Origin of the sequence: Neisseria arctica (genome assembly GCF_022870905.1) — a bacterium.
Taxonomy (GTDB): domain Bacteria; phylum Pseudomonadota; class Gammaproteobacteria; order Burkholderiales; family Neisseriaceae; genus Neisseria; species Neisseria arctica.
In genome coordinates, this window is sequence record NZ_CP091510.1 from 341,827 (window position 1) to 358,856 (window position 17,030).

General features: G+C 46.1%; 14 protein-coding genes and 1 pseudogene. All 15 read right to left on the bottom strand.

The genetic code is table 11. From position 1 onward, the window contains the following. Positions 1 to 24 precede the first annotated feature (24 nt). Positions 25 to 1,923: a nucleoside-diphosphate sugar epimerase/dehydratase gene (locus LVJ86_RS01480; RefSeq protein ID WP_047759949.1), complete on the bottom strand. Its 1,899-nt coding sequence runs from the start codon at positions 1,921 to 1,923 to the stop codon at positions 25 to 27. 14 nt (positions 1,924 to 1,937) lie between these two features. Next, a complete protein-coding gene (locus tag LVJ86_RS01485; protein ID WP_047759948.1) occupies positions 1,938 to 3,113 on the bottom strand; it encodes a DegT/DnrJ/EryC1/StrS family aminotransferase in 1,176 nt (391 codons plus the stop codon). Beyond that, positions 3,107 to 3,781: an HAD family hydrolase gene (locus LVJ86_RS01490; RefSeq protein ID WP_047759947.1), complete on the bottom strand. Its 675-nt coding sequence runs from the start codon at positions 3,779 to 3,781 to the stop codon at positions 3,107 to 3,109. The genes LVJ86_RS01485 and LVJ86_RS01490 overlap by 7 nt, the downstream gene beginning before the upstream one ends. Beyond that, positions 3,778 to 4,770, bottom strand: coding sequence for an ATP-grasp domain-containing protein (locus LVJ86_RS01495; RefSeq protein WP_047760056.1), 993 nt, complete (start codon positions 4,768 to 4,770; stop codon positions 3,778 to 3,780). The genes LVJ86_RS01490 and LVJ86_RS01495 overlap by 4 nt, the downstream gene beginning before the upstream one ends. After that, positions 4,750 to 5,346, bottom strand: a pseudogene (locus tag LVJ86_RS01500) (sugar transferase); the annotation flags it as partial. The pseudogene LVJ86_RS01500 and the gene LVJ86_RS01495, both read right to left, overlap by 21 nt. Next, on the bottom strand, positions 5,339 to 6,511 hold the full coding sequence (locus tag LVJ86_RS01505) for a glycosyltransferase (protein ID WP_047759946.1): 1,173 nt from the start codon (positions 6,509 to 6,511) through the stop codon (positions 5,339 to 5,341). The gene LVJ86_RS01505 and the pseudogene LVJ86_RS01500, both read right to left, overlap by 8 nt. A gap of 8 nt (positions 6,512 to 6,519) precedes the next feature. Next, positions 6,520 to 7,590: a glycosyltransferase family 4 protein gene (locus LVJ86_RS01510; protein ID WP_047759945.1), complete on the bottom strand. Its 1,071-nt coding sequence runs from the start codon at positions 7,588 to 7,590 to the stop codon at positions 6,520 to 6,522. Further along, positions 7,587 to 8,870: an O-antigen ligase family protein gene (locus LVJ86_RS01515; protein WP_047759944.1), complete on the bottom strand. Its 1,284-nt coding sequence runs from the start codon at positions 8,868 to 8,870 to the stop codon at positions 7,587 to 7,589. Before LVJ86_RS01515 ends, LVJ86_RS01510 begins: the two co-directional genes overlap by 4 nt. 79 nt (positions 8,871 to 8,949) lie before the next feature. Next, a complete protein-coding gene (locus LVJ86_RS01520) occupies positions 8,950 to 10,116 on the bottom strand; it encodes a glycosyltransferase (RefSeq protein ID WP_047759943.1) in 1,167 nt (388 codons plus the stop codon). A gap of 24 nt (positions 10,117 to 10,140) precedes the next feature. Further along, a complete protein-coding gene (locus LVJ86_RS01525; RefSeq protein WP_047759942.1) occupies positions 10,141 to 11,562 on the bottom strand; it encodes a lipopolysaccharide biosynthesis protein in 1,422 nt (473 codons plus the stop codon). 99 nt (positions 11,563 to 11,661) lie between these two features. Then, entirely contained in the window at positions 11,662 to 12,969 is a 1,308-nt protein-coding gene (locus LVJ86_RS01530; protein WP_047759941.1) for a nucleotide sugar dehydrogenase, read from the bottom strand. A 362-nt stretch (positions 12,970 to 13,331) separates the two neighbouring features. Further along, the gene (gene ribD, locus LVJ86_RS01535) at positions 13,332 to 14,444 is read right to left on the bottom strand and encodes a bifunctional diaminohydroxyphosphoribosylaminopyrimidine deaminase/5-amino-6-(5-phosphoribosylamino)uracil reductase RibD (RefSeq protein ID WP_047759940.1); all 1,113 of its coding nucleotides are present in this window, start codon (positions 14,442 to 14,444) and stop codon (positions 13,332 to 13,334) included. 11 nt (positions 14,445 to 14,455) lie between these two features. Then, positions 14,456 to 15,034: a hypothetical protein gene (locus LVJ86_RS01540; protein ID WP_047759939.1), complete on the bottom strand. Its 579-nt coding sequence runs from the start codon at positions 15,032 to 15,034 to the stop codon at positions 14,456 to 14,458. Positions 15,035 to 15,189: 155 nt separating this feature from the next. Then, positions 15,190 to 15,663: a transcriptional regulator NrdR gene (gene nrdR / locus LVJ86_RS01545; RefSeq protein ID WP_047759938.1), complete on the bottom strand. Its 474-nt coding sequence runs from the start codon at positions 15,661 to 15,663 to the stop codon at positions 15,190 to 15,192. Between the two features lie 181 nt (positions 15,664 to 15,844). After that, complete coding sequence (locus LVJ86_RS01550; protein ID WP_047759937.1) at positions 15,845 to 16,687, bottom strand: class II glutamine amidotransferase; 843 nt, start codon at positions 16,685 to 16,687, stop codon at positions 15,845 to 15,847. Positions 16,688 to 17,030 lie beyond the last annotated feature (343 nt).

Genomic DNA, 17,030 nt, shown 5'->3' on the forward strand with positions numbered 1-17,030 from the left:
CATGAGGCCGTCTGAAAAAATGATTCAGGCGGCATGGTTTTGTTGCCATACCAAGTCGCAAATACCGTCTTTAGGGACAAATCCGGTGGGTGCCTCAAGCAGTAATGCGCGCAGATTCTGTTGGTCAGACTGTCTGCAGGCGTTATCCATACGCTCAAGTATGTCGGAAAGCTTCTGCCAAGGCAGCATTATTTCATTGGCGGTCATAATGCGGGGATGAGTGGTTTCTTGTACTTCATCGCCGATTAGCAGCTCTTCGTAAAGCTTTTCACCCGGGCGCAATCCCGTAACTTCTATGGATATATCGCCGTCGGGATTGTTTTCATCTTTAACTTCCAAACCGCTGAGACGGATCATTTGGCGTGCCAAATCAATGATTTTTACCGACTCGCCCATATCCAGAACGAATACATCACCGCCTTGTCCCATCGCACCGGCTTGGATCACTAATTGAGCCGCTTCGGGTATGGTCATGAAATAGCGTGTGATATCGGTATGCGTTAATGTAACCGGTCCGCCTGATGCGATTTGTTTCTCAAATACAGGCACTACCGAACCGGAAGAACCTAATACATTGCCGAAGCGTACCATACAAAAGCGCGTGGTTTGGTTTGGTTCTGCCGCCAAAGCCTGTAATACCAGCTCCGCCATACGTTTGCTGGCACCCATGGTATTGGTGGGGCGTACGGCTTTATCGGTTGAAATCAGCACGAAGGTTTCAACTGAGGCATCAATCGCGGCACGGGCACAGAAAAGTGTTCCGTAAACATTATTGCGGATACCTTCGATGGTGTTGAATTCGACCATGGGAACGTGCTTATAGGCAGCTGCATGGTAAACGGTTTGTACGCCGAAAGTCTTCATAACGCTGTACAAGCGTTTTTCATGCTGAACCGAACCCAAAAGCGGAATGGTTTCTATTTGTAAGCCGAGCTCTTTTTGGAGTTCGGTCAGTTCTTTGTCGATACTGTATAGGGAAAATTCCGACAGCTCGAACAAAATCAGCTTGGCAGGGCTTTGACGGATAATCTGGCGGCATAGTTCCGAACCGATTGAGCCGCCGGCACCGGTTACCATAACAACTTTGCCCCGAATATCTTTAGCCATTAGCTCCGGACGGGGGGCAACGGGGTCACGGCCGAGTAAATCGACGACCGATATTTTTTTTAGGGAGCTGACACTGATTTTCCCGTCTACCAAGTCCCGCATACCCGGAATAGTTAGAACTTCGCAAGGGTAAGGTTCTAGTGAGCGGATAATGGCTTTGCGTTCATCACCGCTCACACTCGGAATGGCCAATAGGATTTTTTTGATCCCATAGCGCTGGATCAGACTGCTGATTTCAGCAGGGCTGTATACCGTTAAATCATAGATAATCGAACGTTGGATTTTTTCGTTGTCGTCTATGAAGGCGATTGCGTTATATTCATGTACCTGTTTGATGGCTTCCAACAGCTGCCGGCCTGATTGACCCGCACCGTAAATCAAGACGGGTATCATTTGCTTATTGCTGCGATTAGTGAGGATGGTTCGCAGCATCAAACGGCTGCCGGCAATCAGTACGACCAGCGTCAGGAAATAAGCAACGGGAAGAGCCAATCTCATGCGTTGTTCAAACATTAAAATGCTGATAAAAAATACAACGGATGAAATGGCACTGCCCATAACGGCGGTAGTCAGTACTTTTGTGCTGACGAAACGCGTTACGGCCCGATAAAGCCCCAGGCGCGAGAAGACAACAATCGTGATGATTGCGGTTACGCCGAAAGAAAGCCAGTTAGCCGTATTGAGCCACTCTTCAGAATAGTTCATCTTCAGACTTTGGATAAACCAGAATGTGGCAAAAAGAACCGCCAAGTCGTGCAGCACAAAAAAAGCTTTTTTTACGTTGCGTGGTAAAGTAAGTAAAGATTCCAAAAGCATAATTGGTATCCGGTTTAGATACAGGCTTGTTGTAATACGGCTTCGATATGGCGGCAGCAGAACGATATTTCTTCATCGCTCAATGTCGGGTGTACTAAAAACATCAGGCTGGTATCACCTAGTTCGACAGCATTTTTCAACCGCTCTTTCGGGCGCCATGGCGTATTGTCGAAAGCTTTTTCCAAATAAACTTCCGAGCAGCTGCCCTGATAGCAGGGTACTTTCAGTGCGGTCAGCTCGTTAACGATGCGGTCACGGTTCCATTCGGGCTTGAGTTTTTCCGGCTTAACGAAAGCGTAGAATTTGTATTGGGCGTGATCGATATAGCCGGGTACTTCCACCAGGCGGATACAACCAAACTGGGATAGGCTTTGCGACAAACGAGCCGCATTTGCTTGGCGTTTGGCGGTCCATTCAGGCATCCGTTTAAGCTGGATGCGGCCAATAACGGCTTGCATTTCCATCATGCGCCAGTTTGTACCGAAACTTTCATGTAACCAGCGGAAACCGGGGGGATGTTGGCGGTTATATACGGCATCAAAGCTTTTGCCATGATCTTTATATGACCACATTTTCGACCATAGCTCTTTGTCGTTTGTCGTCACCATGCCGCCTTCACCGCCGGTCGTCATGATTTTGTCTTGGCAGAACGACCATGCGCCGACATGGCCGATGGAGCCTACGGATTTCCCTTTATATTTGGCACCGTGAGCTTGGGCGCAATCCTCAATTACCCAAAGATTTTTTTCTTCGGCCAGAGCCATAATGTCGTCCATTTCTGCAGGCATGCCGGCAAGATGGACAACGATAATGGCTTTAGTTGCAGGAGTGAGGATGGTGCGGATGGTTTCGGCAGTAATGTTTTGGCTGTTTAAATCTACGTCTGCGAACACCGGATTTGCGCCTGCGGTTACGATCGCAGAGGCAGAGGCCAAAAAAGTACGCGAAGTTACGATAACATCATCGCCGGCACCTATGTTCATGGCCTTGAGGGCTACATCCAAAGCCAAGGTGCCGTTACCTAATGCAATTGCATATTCGGTATCGGCAAAGGTTGCAAATTCTTTTTCAAATTCACGGCATTCGTTGCCTGTCCAATAGTTGACTTTATTTGACAGTAAAACTTTGGATACGGCATCGGCTTCTTCTTGGGTGAAGCTTGGCCAGGGAGACAGGGCGGTATTTAACATATAAATTCCTTTATTTGATTGATATGACGAATCCAATAGTGCGGTTGGTGATTGTCGGAAAAGCTTTCTGGCGGGTATCGGTGTATATTTTTTTCAGAAGGCTTTAATCCGATGGTCAGCCAGCCCATTTGTTTTGGGGTAATAAAGTCTTTTTTAATGTTGTCACCAACGTAGATATAAGTTTTTCCGGGATACTGTTCCATAATGAAGTCAAAACGTTCCGGATTTGGTTTTTCCGAATGCCATGCTTCGGAAATCAAAATATGCTCGAAATGGTGTAGCAATCCCAGTCCGTGAAGTTTTAATCGCTGGCTCAAACTACGGCCGTCTGAAATGATGGCGCTACCGCAAAATCTGTTGAGTAATGCTTTAAGTTCGTTTGCACAAACATACGGCTGTATCTCAGGGTTATGCAGACGGTATACCCAAAGTAGGGAGTTTTTCTCAGCGGCGTTTAAATTGCAAAAACTTGCCAACTTGTTTAACCAGTCGGAGCTATCCGGATCTATTTGGTTCAACAATATCTCTTCGTTATATTCGGGATATAGTCGGGCCAACAGACTACAAACTTTTTTAATTCCGGAAAGCTTGTAGTCAAACTCGGCGTAAAGAGTGTCATCAAGATCCAGAACCAAAACGCTCTCGGCAGGGTTGATCGTTATTGTCATTCTTTCACCAATATTTTTGCATCGTATCGCAGCATAATAAGGTTGGGTTCCCATTTGTCATAAAATGGAATTTCTTTACCGTATAAATACTCTTGAATCAACCAAGACGGATAATTTCCTCCGGCTGCATACGATAGGGGGAAGCCGCCGCCGAATCTCGGATTAATTTCTACGCCGTAGAGGCTGTTGTTTTCAGGGTTATAGAAAAATTGGGCGGTGATACAGCCGCGAGCACCTTTGAGGGTAGCCATGTTTTCGACTAGGAAATCATATAGCCAATTTTTGCGTGTTACACCTTTGCTGACTTCACCTGAGCGCACCTCGATACGCTCGCGCGGAATAGCGCATTTCAATTCGCCGTTTTGGGTGTAATACATATCGACGGTAAATTCACGATAGGTATTTTTGATGTCGATAAGTTCGCAAAACATCATTTTGGGATCCTGTTTCAAATCATCCGTTAGGTCTTGAGGAGATTTCAGGGCTTGGGCGCCGATTGCACGGCTACCGTCATACGGTTTGACAAAACACGGGAATACAATGTCTCCCAGCTGATAAATCTTGGGCGCTTTGATATTGTATTGTTGGAAAAGGTCAACGCTTTTACGCTTATCGCGGCAGTATTGCAAGAGTTCGCTGTCGGATACGATCAAATGGATATTTGCGGCGGCAAAACGATCCCGTTCTTTTGCCAGCTTCATCAATTCAGTGTCAATTGTCGGTATGATTAAGCCGATTCCTTTGGCAACGGCCAGCTCGAAAATAGCATCCGTGTAATGGCTGTCACTGATACGGGGAACAGCAAATGCTTCATCCGCAACATGGCAGGCAGAGGACAGCTTGGGGTTCAAATCTGTACAATACACCCGAATATTTCCAGAAAATTTCGCCGCTTCGGTTTTGAAGCTTTCAACCAGTTCGACGCGTCGTCCGGCCGATAAAATTAGGATATTGTTAGGGGTATTGGTATTTCCTTCGAAAAACGGCATAGTCGCATCTCCTTGGGCAGAAATTCCTTCGCGGATAAATACTTTTTTAATGGTTAGAAAGAGTATTTTTATATCTAATAATAGGTTTTGGTTTTCTACATACCATACGTCGTGTTGGAATTTTTCATCCCAAGAAATCGCATTTCTACCGTTTACCTGTGCCCAACCGGTGATGCCGGGTTTGACCTCGTTGCGGCGGCGTTGGAAATCATTGTAGAGCGGGAGATACTGCATCAGTAGGGGGCGGGGTCCCACTAAGCTCATTTCCCCTTTTAAAACATTCCAAAGTTCGGGCAGTTCATCTAAGCTGGTAGCACGCAGCTTTTTGCCGAAAGGAGTGAGCCGTTCGCTATCTGGTAATGGTTTGCCTGATGCATCAACGGCATCTCGCATCGAACGGAATTTAATCATCTTAAACGGCTTGCCGTCTTTACCTGGGCGGGTTTGGGTAAAAAAGACAGGAGAACCCAAATTTTTCCGGATCAAATAAATAAGCAGCAGGAATACGGGTGAGAGCAGAATCAGCCCGGCGGCGGCACCAACTATATCCAATAAACGTTTGAGCAGATTATTCATGTGCAAGCTTCTCAATCATGTTAACAATTTTTTGGTAAGCCACATCACGTTTGAAGCGGTGTACGATCTCATCCGACTGCACAGGATCATTTTTGTGTTGCAAAATACGGCGGGCCGCGCCGATAAAGCTATTTACATCTCCTGAGGTATAGTTTGCATGCGGAAGCAGAGTAAGTACTTGGGACACTTCATCATTAACTTGGCTGTTTAAAATGGGCTTTTGCAGGGCCATGTAGTCCGACAGTTTGTTGGTGATGGATTGCATGGCGTAGGAATGGATGGGGTTCACCGAAATATCACAACCTTTGGCAATCGACATCATTTCCGCATAAGGCAGATAGCCGTAGAAAATAATTGATTCGTTGGCGTAAGCCTTTAATTTTTCTAAATCCGGGCCGCCACCCATAATGTGCAGCTCAACTTCCTCTCCTGCATCCAAGAGGGCTTGGATACCTTTGCAGACTGTTTCTACGTCGTAACTGAAGCTCAGAGTGCCTAGATAAAAAAAGCGTGTCGTGCCGGTGGCGAAGGCTTTGGCTTCAACGGAATCTAAAGTGTTGAAGTCGGCACCGATATAAACGACTTCGCCGGGTACTTTAGGATTGGCTTCTTTGGCACGGTCGAGATAGGTTTGCGACACTGCCACTAGGCCGTCCGCAGCCGCATAGGCAGTATTCGCACGGTATGCGAACGGCAGTAGGTTGTGAGGTATTTTTTTCAAAACGGGCACGACGGATGAAAATGATTCCGGCCATACGTCTTGTACATCAATAATCAGTTTGTAGCCTAAGCGTTGTTTATGTTTGCCCAGCAATAGGTTGGTTGCTATAAGGGGATAGGCCGAAAAAACGATATCTTGATCGCCCGGGCGGCAGCTTTGCAGCCATTGTTCGAAATTTTTGACAAAAACATGATGGCTTTGAACACGCTGTAACGAAACGTTTTTCTGATATCCGCTTTCGGCCAGCAGTTTGACTCGCAATCTGCCCTTGGAGGCATTTTCCGCATCTTCAGGCCGTCTGAAAGATTTGTCATAATGTTTGAAATTGCTGGTTAGCAATAAAACATCATGTTTTTGGCTTAATAATTCTGCTAAATACCAAAAGCGGTTGAAATGCGGTTCGCTAGGTAGGGAGCAATACGGGGCGACAATAGTAATTTTCATGTTCTACCTTACATATTGTATGCAGCAATAGTGGTACGGTAAATTTCATCGTCCGAGCACAAGGTTTCGACATGTTTGTGCAGAGCTTGGCCTAATTGACGGCGTAAGTCTTTGTTGTGCACCAATTCAGTAACGGCATCGGCAAACTCTTCGGCATTGCCCAGAGGAATGCAGTAGCCGGTTTGTCCGTTGATCACCATCTCCGAGATACCCGCCATGTTGTAGGTTACTACCGGAGTATCATACAGGCCTGCTTCGAGAATATTATTACCAACGCCGGCTCCGTGATCTCCCGCGCAATTGGGCGTATTTACCAAAATATCCACATCTTTGAAGTAAGCGGTTAAATCGCGTACACCGCCTAAGAAGGTAACTTTATCGGCAATACCCAAATCATATGCCTGTGCCTTGAGATTATTCATTTCTTCACCGATACCTGCGATCGAAAGACGCACAGGCAGGCCGCGATCTACCAGGGTTTTAAAAATAGGCAGCATCAGATGTACGGCACGCACTTTATCTAGGCGAGATAAGGTGCCGAGCATAATGTAGTCTTTTTCAGTTTTTTCCGGAACATAGTCGGGTTTGTGCAAGGCATTATAGGTGTATGTAATACGGTTGGCGGGAAAGCCGTAGCGGATCAGTTTTTCTTGTTCGTGTTTACAGTTGCCGATAATGTAAACGCCTAGCATTTTGAATAATTTGGCAATTTTAGGGTAGGTTTCCGGATCCAAGCCGCGGGCGTGATAAAAAACTTTAGTTTTGGGAGAAGCGATTTTTGCCGCCAAAGCACATGCAGGCACAATGCGTGCCATTTGGCAGTGGATAATGTCGGGTTTTTCCTCTTTCAGCATTTTTGTATATGCAGCCATACCTTTCAGATAACCCGCTAAGCCGCCTTGGTAGAAATTTATTTCATACCAGCGGATACCTAATTCTTGTGCCTCTGCAATAAGTGGGCCGTCTGAAGATGCCAAAACGATATCATGCCCCCGGCTTTTCAGGAGGCGGCTTAAGCGAAAGGTTGCATTTTCAGTGCCGCCGAGGCCGCTCATAGAGGTAGTTAGTACAATTTTCATAATGTATAGCCTCGCTTGGTTTGTAAGTGTTTGTTTTTCAAATTAGCTGCTAAATAGATGAAAATGAAGAAGCAGGGCAGCCAAATGAAAGGTAATCGCAAAATAGTAGAAGGAATGAATCCGGCAATTAGGAAAATACCCATGCAGGCCAGGCCAAACACACGTTGTTTGGAAACCAAGCCGGCAGTCGTGAGAATAACTTTTGCATAGCGCAGTAAATAAGCCAAAAAGCCCAATAGAGAAGCCATACCGAAGCCTAGGTACAATTCAATGATAAAACTGTGCGGATTGGCAAAACCGAGGCTGTCGCTTAAGTGCCCGCCGAAGTATTCTTGGAAGTTTTTAGGCCCATATCCCAAATATAAAAACGGAGGGTTGTTCCAAAAGTAATTGTAGATTTCCTGACGGTACGAAATGGAGTTGTCGCTTTGAAAATCATATAAGAACAGATACAGCCTGGATGAAAAACGTTCCAAAAACTCATTGCCGTTTAGAGAAAGGAGAAAATCTTTAATCCATTGGTCAGGAATCATCATTAATACGCAGACGGCAGTGGCAATCGCTATTAAGGTGGTTAGGCCGTTGTTGCGGTAGATGAGATTGAGTGCGAGCAATAGCAGATAGCAGGCGATAGCGGTACGCGAAGCACTGGCGAAGATAACTGCGCCCAATAGGATAAACAGCAGCCAGCCGCGCAACATATCTTTACGGCTTTGGGCAAGCAGGTTGAAGAAAATGAGAATAGCAGGCGCGGTACATAATGCCGTAGCAGCCAAGTTGTTCGGATTAAAGAACAAGCCTTTCAAACTACCGCTGTCCAGAGACAGGGTTTCATCTGAAGCGACGAATTGAAAGCCCAGAATCAGTTCGAGAAATGGGGGCACCGCTATAAAAAGAGCAAAAATTGTTAAAAATTTACGGATGAACTGCAGCGGATCGCGATGGCGGGAAAGTATCAGATATAGAGCATAAAACAGCGGAGGGAGCACCATAAAAAACATGATGTCCATAAATTGCGTCGGTGTGAGCGGAGAAAATAGGAGATGCATCAAACTCCAGCCGCTCATAACAGTAATGGCAAGCAAAGCTATAAGGATATCCCGTGGAATCCGCTTACTTTCAAAGATAGCGGCCATCCCCATCGCGGCGATAAATAATACCGTTAAAGGATTATCGATTCGCGGAATGCCGGCTACATAGGCAAGTGTAGGCCCCAGCATGTAGGCACAAATGATGCTGTAAAATAAAAAAATGTATAGTTTCTGAGAGTTGATTTTCACAATTTTCCCAAGTTTTTATTAGTTTTCTTGCATTAGGTTCGTATCTGATTAACCTGATGGTTTGGTGCAGGTTTTAAAATCAGTTTCGACCGGTTACTTGCCGGTAAATTGCTTGTAGTTGTCCGACGATGCTCTTTTCACCAAATTCGGCCAAGCAGTTTTTGCGCAAAACTTCGGGGACGTAATTGCCGCTGTTGACAGCCATATCCAGTAAGGCGGTAGTCAGTGCTGCTTGATCTTCAGTATCGACCAAGATACCGTTTTCATTTGTGACGATACTTTCGGGGCCTCCGCATCGGGTAGCAATAACGGGCAGTCCTTGGGATAAGGCTTCAATAAATACTACGCCGAAGGTTTCGACCCTGCTGGCTAAAACAAAAGCATCGCTGGTGTACATCAGATTTAATACTTCTTCATTTTTTAAGCCGCCCAAGAATTCCACTTTATTGCCTAGATTTAATGAGGCTGCCAGTTGGTGAAACTGAGCTTCGTCGGGGCCTGTGCCGCCGATTTTTAACTTCATATTCGGGTTGGTTTTTAGAGCATCGGCAAAAGCGGGTAATAAAATATCAAAGCCTTTATTCAACCGCAGGTGCGCCACCGAACAGAATGTAAACTCTGGGTTTCCCTGTTTATTTTGTAAGTTGACGGGCGCTTCGAATTTGTTAGACAAGATATTTGGTAAATATTTCCACTCCAAACCTTGATATTCTTTTTTCAACAGATCGCAAAAATCATGGCTGACGGCAAGGCGCGCCGCACAATGCTCGGCGGCCGGCTGCATAGCGGGTCGTTGCCAGTCATGAATTAGCTTTCGTGCATAGGTAGAACTGTGCTCTGTGATAACGTAGGGGATGCCTGTTTCTTGATAAATAGCATATGCTAAAAGGCCGCCGTAATTCATGCAATGCGCATGTATGAGGTCTGGTTTGCCATGTTTTGTGACATAGCGCATGAAAAGCTTTTTTCCTGCTTTGAGCCAACGGCTACGGTCAAGCTGAAGGCGAGGGAAGAAATACATGGTTTGATAAACGAATGTCGGTATGCCCTGTTCGACATAATCTTTGTAACCGTACATCTTTGAAAAGATTGTATCCGGGCGTCCGCGTAGAGAGCGAAACTGGGGAGCGATAACGCCTACAGTTACCCCCGCTCTTTGCAGCGCCTGTGCCTGTTGTCGGAAAAAGATACCGTCAACATCATCGGGAGTTTCTGGATACCAAGATGGTAGGATTAATACATGCATAACTATTATGTTTTCCCTTGGCCATTAATTGCTTTTCAGACGGCCTCTAATCATTAATATCATAGTGTGCAGTTGGTGCTTGTGCCGGAGATACAAGCCGATTGTCACGAGCAGCCAAAACGCCGCAAAAATAAAATAGTTTGTCGGATTACCCCAGCAGGTATAAGCAATACACGATATTAAGCATGCCAAGGTAGTGCCATACAGCTTCTTACGCGGTAGCGGCTGCCAAAGACGTATCGAACATTCGGTTTTCATAACGAAAAACAACCAAAATGAAGTTGCTGTAGCAACTGCCGCGCCTCTGGCTCCAAAAAGCCGGATTAACCAATATAACAACGCCAAGTTGCAAACTAAGGCGATCAGGGAAATAACTGTAATCAGCCATGTTTGCTTACTCACATTAATACCGATGCCGGTTACTTCTGTTAGGGTATACAGCAAAGGAAACAAAATGCTCGAGAGTAGTATAAATTGCACAGGTGCATAATTTGCCGGCAAAATCATCGGAACCAACGGTGAGAATAGTCCGATGACACATAAAATCATGACGATCAAACTCAGCATCGAATCAACAATGGTGCCGATTTTTTTAAAATTTTCCTGCTCACCTTCTATCCATTTAAATACCATCGGTGCCCAAATGGTAGAAAAAATACTTTGAAAGATTAAAGCAATAGCCCCAAAGCTGACTGCCATGGAATAGACGCCCAACTCAGAGAGGCCGGCTAGTTTTTTTAAAGCAAACCTATCTATTGAAGAAAGTCCCCAGTAGGCTAATCCGGCGGCTGCCAGAGGGATGCCATAACGTAGTGTCTCTTTCAGTTGCTTAGTGTTTCTCTCGGCTTTCGCAGCGGCCAGCAATTCGTGCCGCGTTTGCCACATTAAAATGACTGCGCAACACCATTGGGCTACGGTATAGGCAGCAATCAAATAAAATGTGGTTTTAGGTGCTTGTACGGCTATGTATAGTAAAACGAAAAATAAAATTAAAACCTTGGGTGTAAATTGGCTAAGGGAGAACGCAAACGCCCTTTCTTGCATACGCAGTATCAAAGAAAGGTAACGGGGTAGTAAGATGCCTCCGAAAAACAATAAACACCACAAACCTAATGTTGCATCGTCGAGTGCCAGTATTTGTATTGATAGCCACTCCGGATACCAAAATACGGCAAACATACCGGCAAATGCAAGAATCATAGGTGGTACTACAATAGTTTTAAACAGTTGTGCCTTATCGGGCGCACTGTAATACTCGCGTATATATGCTTGATCCAAACCTAAGCCAAGTACCAATAATGTCAGGCTCGATACTGCTTGCAGCAGCACGATCCGCCCAATATCATCAGCACTGAAATACCAAGAGATCAGCGGCAAAGATAATGCGCTTGCGGCGGCACTACCTAGGGGGCCTAGGGCGTAACCAAATAATTTTTTTGCATTCATGCTGCTGTATATAGGGGATGGCAGATTTTGCGATAAAGCATTTTATCGATTTAATCAGCCATACCCCGGGTTATACCGGGATACGGCTGTCGTTCAATATCAGGCTTTTACTACATTGTCTGCTTTGCCCGGGAAGCGTCCGCGGGTATCTACGATCAATTTGGCATGTTTTTTCAACAATTCATAATCAAATTTATCGTGATCTGTAGTCACTACGATGCAATCAAAATTAGCAATATTTTCAGCTGTTAGGTTTTCACTCTTCAGATCAAAGTAACTATGGCCGGGAATGTGCGGGAATACCGGAACATGAGGATCGGAATAGGCAATCTTCGCACCCAGTTTGTGTAAGCGCTCCAATACTTCGACAGACGGGCTTTCACGCATATCGTCAACATTTTTCTTATAGGCGATACCCAGTACCAAAACTTTGCTGTCTTTGATAGATAGGTTGCGTTCGTTGAGAGCCAAGCTGATTTTGCTGATTACATAATCAGGCATGGCAGAGTTTACTTCGCCGGCCAATTCTATGAAGCGGGTATTCACACCATATTCACGAGCCTTCCAAGTCAGATAGAATGGATCGATCGGAATGCAGTGGCCGCCTAAGCCAGGACCCGGGTAGTAGGCGACAAAGCCGAAAGGTTTGGTAGCTGCGGCACCAATCACTTCGTGAATATCGATATCCATTTTATCTGCCACGATTTTCATTTCGTTTACCAGGCCGATATTAACTGCACGGTGAATATTTTCCAGCAGTTTGGTTAATTCGGCGGCTCGGGTGGAACTCACCGGTACAACGGTATCGATTGCAGGTTGGTAGAGGGCGATACCCACTTCCAAACATGCGGGAGTGTGGCCGCCGATTACTTTGGGAATGGTCCGGGTTTCAAAATTGGGGTTACCCGGATCTTCGCGTTCGGGTGAGTACACCAAGAAAATGTCTTTACCGACTTTCAAACCACCTTCTTCGGCGCGCGGCAATAACTCCTCTTCGGTTGTGCCAGGGTAGGTGGTTGATTCAAGTGATAATACTTGACCGGCGCGCAGATATGGTTTTACTGCATCGGTAGTATCGATCACATAGCTCATGTCCGGCTCGCGATATTTATTTAGAGGAGTAGGTACGCACAAAATAATGGCTTCTACTTCGCCGATACGGGAAAAATCGGTAGTTGCTTCAAACAAACTGTTTCGAGCCGCAGCAATTTTTTCGCTGGGGATGTGTTCGATATAGCTTTTACCTTCGTTAAGGCTGGCAACCTTACCCTCGTCAATGTCAAAACCCAATACTTGATAGCCTATGTCAACATAGCGCAGCATAAGGGGCAGGCCAACATAGCCTAAGCCGACGATGCCGATCTTGGCAGTTTTATCGGCAAATTTTTGAATGGTAATATTTTTCATGACAGTTCTCTGTGGGGTAAGTTAACAAAATAATGATTGTGAAGCTATTGCCGATCTTTGAAAGGCCGGCAATGTAAATAATTTTTCTTATGTTAAAAATAGTTATTTAAGTAATTAGATTTATTACTCAATTTCATATAATAATATACGCAGGAAGTGTACGAGACAATAGAGATGTTGTTCGGTAGAGAAAAGGTACTTACTTAATGGTTGCATAGGAACTGATGAAATAATTAATGAGTTTATTTTTATTTGTTAAGATTATTTTTAAAGTTTTCGGTTTGAAGAGGGAGTGATTTTTGTTCTCTAAGCAATTAGTATCGGTGGGATAGTCGGAGTACATATGTTCATAGGGCCAAAGGTTATTGACGTAGTATCCAACGGATATCGCATCCTATCGTAGTGACCCCTATGGTTTGCCAATTGCTTTTCTGAGTTAATACTTGCGGTCGTTCGGAAAGTATGAACAGACCTCTGCCAGCTCCTCCTAATATCTTAGGCGACTGATAGACTACAATTTCGTCTAAAAGTTCCTCTTCTAGAAAAGCACCTGCCAAAGTAGCACCTGCTTCCACCATGACTTCGCCGAAACCGAGATCGGCTAATTTTCCGAGTAGTTTGGGGAGATCGATCCTGCCGTTTTTTTCGTTTGCGGCGATCACAGATACATGGGGATGATGCAGATATGGTTGGAGTTTTTCGGTTTCCGTTACTAAAGTAGCGATAATAGTGGGAGCGGTGCCGTTTTGGATCAGGTTGCTGTTAAGAGGAGTTTGCAGACGGCTGTCTAAAACTATGCGCGTAGGTTGGCGTAGCGTAGGGAAGTCCCGAACATTTAATTGCGGGTTGTCGGCTAATACTGTGCCGATGCCGGTGATTACGGCGCAACTTTCCGCACGTAGAATTTGTACGTCAGCCCGTGCTTGCTCGCCTGTAATCCATTGGCTTTGGCCGTTTGCAAGTGCGGTTTTTCCGTCTAGGCTGGCGGCACATTTAAGACGCACAAACGGCCTGGCTCTTTCGATGCGGGATAAAAAGCCACGATTAAGTTCTCTGGCCTCGTTCTCCAAGAGGCCGCAACTCACTGCGATACCTGCTTTTTGCAGCATTTCCAGTCCTTTGCCGCCCACAAGGGGATTAGGGTCGCGCATAGCGGCGACAACACGAGATACGCCTGCCTCGATCAGGCTTTGGGCGCATGGAGGCGTGCGCCCGTAGTGGCTGCACGGCTCCAGAGTAACGTAGGCAGCCGAACCTTGAGCCAAGCTGCCGGCTTGTCTAAGGGCATGCACTTCGGCATGCGGCCCCCCGGCCATGATATGAAAACCTTCTCCTACAATTTGGCTGCCTTTGGCCAATACACAACCGACCCGAGGATTCGGAGAGGTTGAAAAACGCCCTTGTCGTGCAAGGACAAGGGCGCGGTACATCATTTGGCTGTCGAGTTCGCCAAATGTATCAGCATGTTTATGCATTTCAGACGGCCTTATTTGATCAGGTTGACATCTTTCAATACGCCGGCCAACTGTTCTTGCGTTGCACTTTGGCTGTTGGCGCATACATTGAACAAATTGTTGCTCTCGATGATGGCGATGCAGTTTTCTCGTAGCTCGTCACCATCTTCGGCAGCTTGACTGAAGCGGTAGTTCATGCGGTTTTCAGTGGCGGCTCCGACTTGTACGTTGCTGATTCCCTCGGCTTTATTCAAGGCTTCTTTGAGGTCGTTAAAATAGGTTTTGCCATTATTTTTAACTGTGCCCAGGTTGGTTACATAGATTGTGATGTCGGATGTTGTATCACGTTGGAGTAAGGTTAATTCTTCTTTGCCGACTCCGTCCGGGCGTGCGGATTCATCGTTGCTAATATCGGTGAACTGTCCGCCTTGGATCACGATGCGGATTCTGTTGTCGCTGCTGTCGAGTGTTTGGACGGTATTGGCCGCTTGTTGTGGGGTTTGTGTCGTAGATGCGGCATTTTCGGAAGTAACTGAAGTTTCGGCTTGTTGTTTACAGGCGCTCAGTCCGAGTACGGCGACGGTAATGAGGGTGAGTGCTTTCAATTTCATAATTATTGTCCGTGCAGTGGAGAAATAGCTTGGATAAAAATCAAAAGTATAGCTGTTTTGATAAAACCTTTTACCCTATGCGGGCAGCTTGGGTGCTGCATAGGCTTTTTTTGTCAACTTAACTTTCCAAGAAGCCTCAGTATAGCAAAATAAGCTTATGCTTGGGGCGGATTATTCGATACAAGAGGTAATGTGGCGATGGCTTGCGTAAATTCGGAAACATCGTTAAAGCTTTTGTACACGGAGGCAAAACGTACATAGGCAACTTGGTCGAGTGCGGCCAGAGCCTCCATCGCCATTTCGCCGATCAGCCTTGAGCTGACTTCTTTTTGGCCCAAACGGTAAAGGCGTAATTCGATTAGTGCGACCGTATCATCTATTTGTTCGTCATCTATGGGGCGCTTATGTAAGGCGCGTGCCAAGCTGGTTCTCAGTTTGTGGGGATTGAAGGCGACTTTGATTCCAGTACTTTTCACAATTTGGGGCATCCGCATTTCTACCGTTTCAAAAGTGCTGAAACGTTGGCCGCATGTCGAGCAGCGCCTTCTGCGGCGAATGCTGTTGGTTTCTTCCAGTAAGCGCGAGTCGGTTACTTGGGTGTTGGAATTTTGGCAGAAGGGGCATTTCATAGAAGGTCGGGTTGCATATGTGAAGCATTATATTGTAACGCAAAGGCTGTTTTTCTGTCAGCCGCCCGCATAACGGGCAGGGAACTGCCGTCGCGGAAGGATAATTATGCTGAAAACATACTGTGCTTGCGTAGCTGCTTGGTTTCAGACGGCCTTGTTTGCTTAGCGCTTGGATGGCTTGCTAAACCGATACACCTGCCGCCCGGGCGATGGCAAGCCCCTCTTCAATACTTAAATAACGCGGAGAAGAGGGAATATCACGGCGGATAATGTCGCCTTGCCGGAACATCACCAATTCATTTTCGGCTAATTGTGTCCAATGTTCATTGACAGTCAGCGGCAGGGTGGCAATGACGGCGACTTTATCGTTGGGTGTGGTAACAGCAGAAAAGTCGATGGCGACATCATCATCCAACAATTTCGCTTCGCCGAAAGGCGCTTTTCGAACTATATAGTGCAGCAGGGTGCTGGCATGCGCCATCATAAATTCGCCGTTGGATACGACGAAATTAAATAAGCCGTGGTTGCGTATTTCGTGGGTAAGCGATGCGATTGTTTCAAATAAGGTTTCTTCGTCGGGTTTGTGGCGGAAGCGTTGGCGCAATTGTTCCAAAATATAGCAAAACGCGCGTTCGGAATCGGTATTGCCAACCGGGCGGTAATATTCTCCGGCTTCGGGGTAGAAGTTTTTCAGATGGCCGTTGTGGGCAAACAGCCAGTATTCGCCCCATATTTCACGCATAAACGGATGCGTATTGGCCAAAGAGGTTTGGCCTTGGGTGGCTTTGCGGATATGCGCTACCACATTTTCGGATTTGATTTGATAGGCGCGTATCAAATCGGCTACGGGGGAGTGTGCGCTCGGTTTGTCGTCATGAAATAGGCGGACGCCTTTGCCTTCGAAAAAGCCGATGCCGAATCCGTCGGCGTGGTGGTCGGTGAGGCCGCCACGCAGGCGGAAGCCTTCAAAGGAAAAAATAATGTCGGTAGGTGTGTTGCAATTCATGCCCAAAAGCTGGCACATGGTGTTCCTTATTATCTAAAAATAGTGTGATTGGGGCGGTACGGTTAAAAATGATAAAACTACCCCGATTGCATCAGATAGTCAAATACCGCCGAGAAGATTTCACTTGATAATCGGTTTTATTCAAAACGACGAAAATATAGAAAAAGGCGGCGGTTGCAAAAGGTGAGGATAACCGGCAGGCCGTCTGAAAAAACAGCGGATCGGCGGTGGCTTTATATTTGCCGAATCGTCGGTGGAAGAATATATAGGTTTTCAACCATACGGATCGGACTCTTGATTTTCAACGGTATGCAACCATATTCGGAGTCAATCGAATGAATTATACACAGAAAGAAATCCT

What these genes read in the sequence shown, in the direction of transcription:
- LVJ86_RS01520 (WP_047759943.1), bottom strand. Translation starts at nt 10,116, where the DNA reads ATGCATGTATTAATCCTACCATCTTGGTATCCAGAAACTCCCGATGAT.
- LVJ86_RS01510 (WP_047759945.1), bottom strand. Translation starts at nt 7,590, where the DNA reads ATGAAAATTGTACTAACTACCTCTATGAGCGGCCTCGGCGGCACTGAA.
- LVJ86_RS01495 (WP_047760056.1), bottom strand. Translation starts at nt 4,770, where the DNA reads ATGCCGTTTTTCGAAGGAAATACCAATACCCCTAACAATATCCTAATT.
- LVJ86_RS01490 (WP_047759947.1), bottom strand. Translation starts at nt 3,781, where the DNA reads ATGACAATAACGATCAACCCTGCCGAGAGCGTTTTGGTTCTGGATCTT.
- LVJ86_RS01505 (WP_047759946.1), bottom strand. Translation starts at nt 6,511, where the DNA reads ATGAAAATTACTATTGTCGCCCCGTATTGCTCCCTACCTAGCGAACCG.
- LVJ86_RS01480 (WP_047759949.1), bottom strand. Translation starts at nt 1,923, where the DNA reads ATGCTTTTGGAATCTTTACTTACTTTACCACGCAACGTAAAAAAAGCT.
- LVJ86_RS01525 (WP_047759942.1), bottom strand. Translation starts at nt 11,562, where the DNA reads ATGAATGCAAAAAAATTATTTGGTTACGCCCTAGGCCCCCTAGGTAGT.
- ribD (WP_047759940.1), bottom strand. Translation starts at nt 14,444, where the DNA reads ATGCATAAACATGCTGATACATTTGGCGAACTCGACAGCCAAATGATG.
- LVJ86_RS01550 (WP_047759937.1), bottom strand. Translation starts at nt 16,687, where the DNA reads ATGTGCCAGCTTTTGGGCATGAATTGCAACACACCTACCGACATTATT.
- LVJ86_RS01540 (WP_047759939.1), bottom strand. Translation starts at nt 15,034, where the DNA reads ATGAAATTGAAAGCACTCACCCTCATTACCGTCGCCGTACTCGGACTG.
- LVJ86_RS01485 (WP_047759948.1), bottom strand. Translation starts at nt 3,113, where the DNA reads ATGTTAAATACCGCCCTGTCTCCCTGGCCAAGCTTCACCCAAGAAGAA.
- nrdR (WP_047759938.1), bottom strand. Translation starts at nt 15,663, where the DNA reads ATGAAATGCCCCTTCTGCCAAAATTCCAACACCCAAGTAACCGACTCG.
- LVJ86_RS01530 (WP_047759941.1), bottom strand. Translation starts at nt 12,969, where the DNA reads ATGAAAAATATTACCATTCAAAAATTTGCCGATAAAACTGCCAAGATC.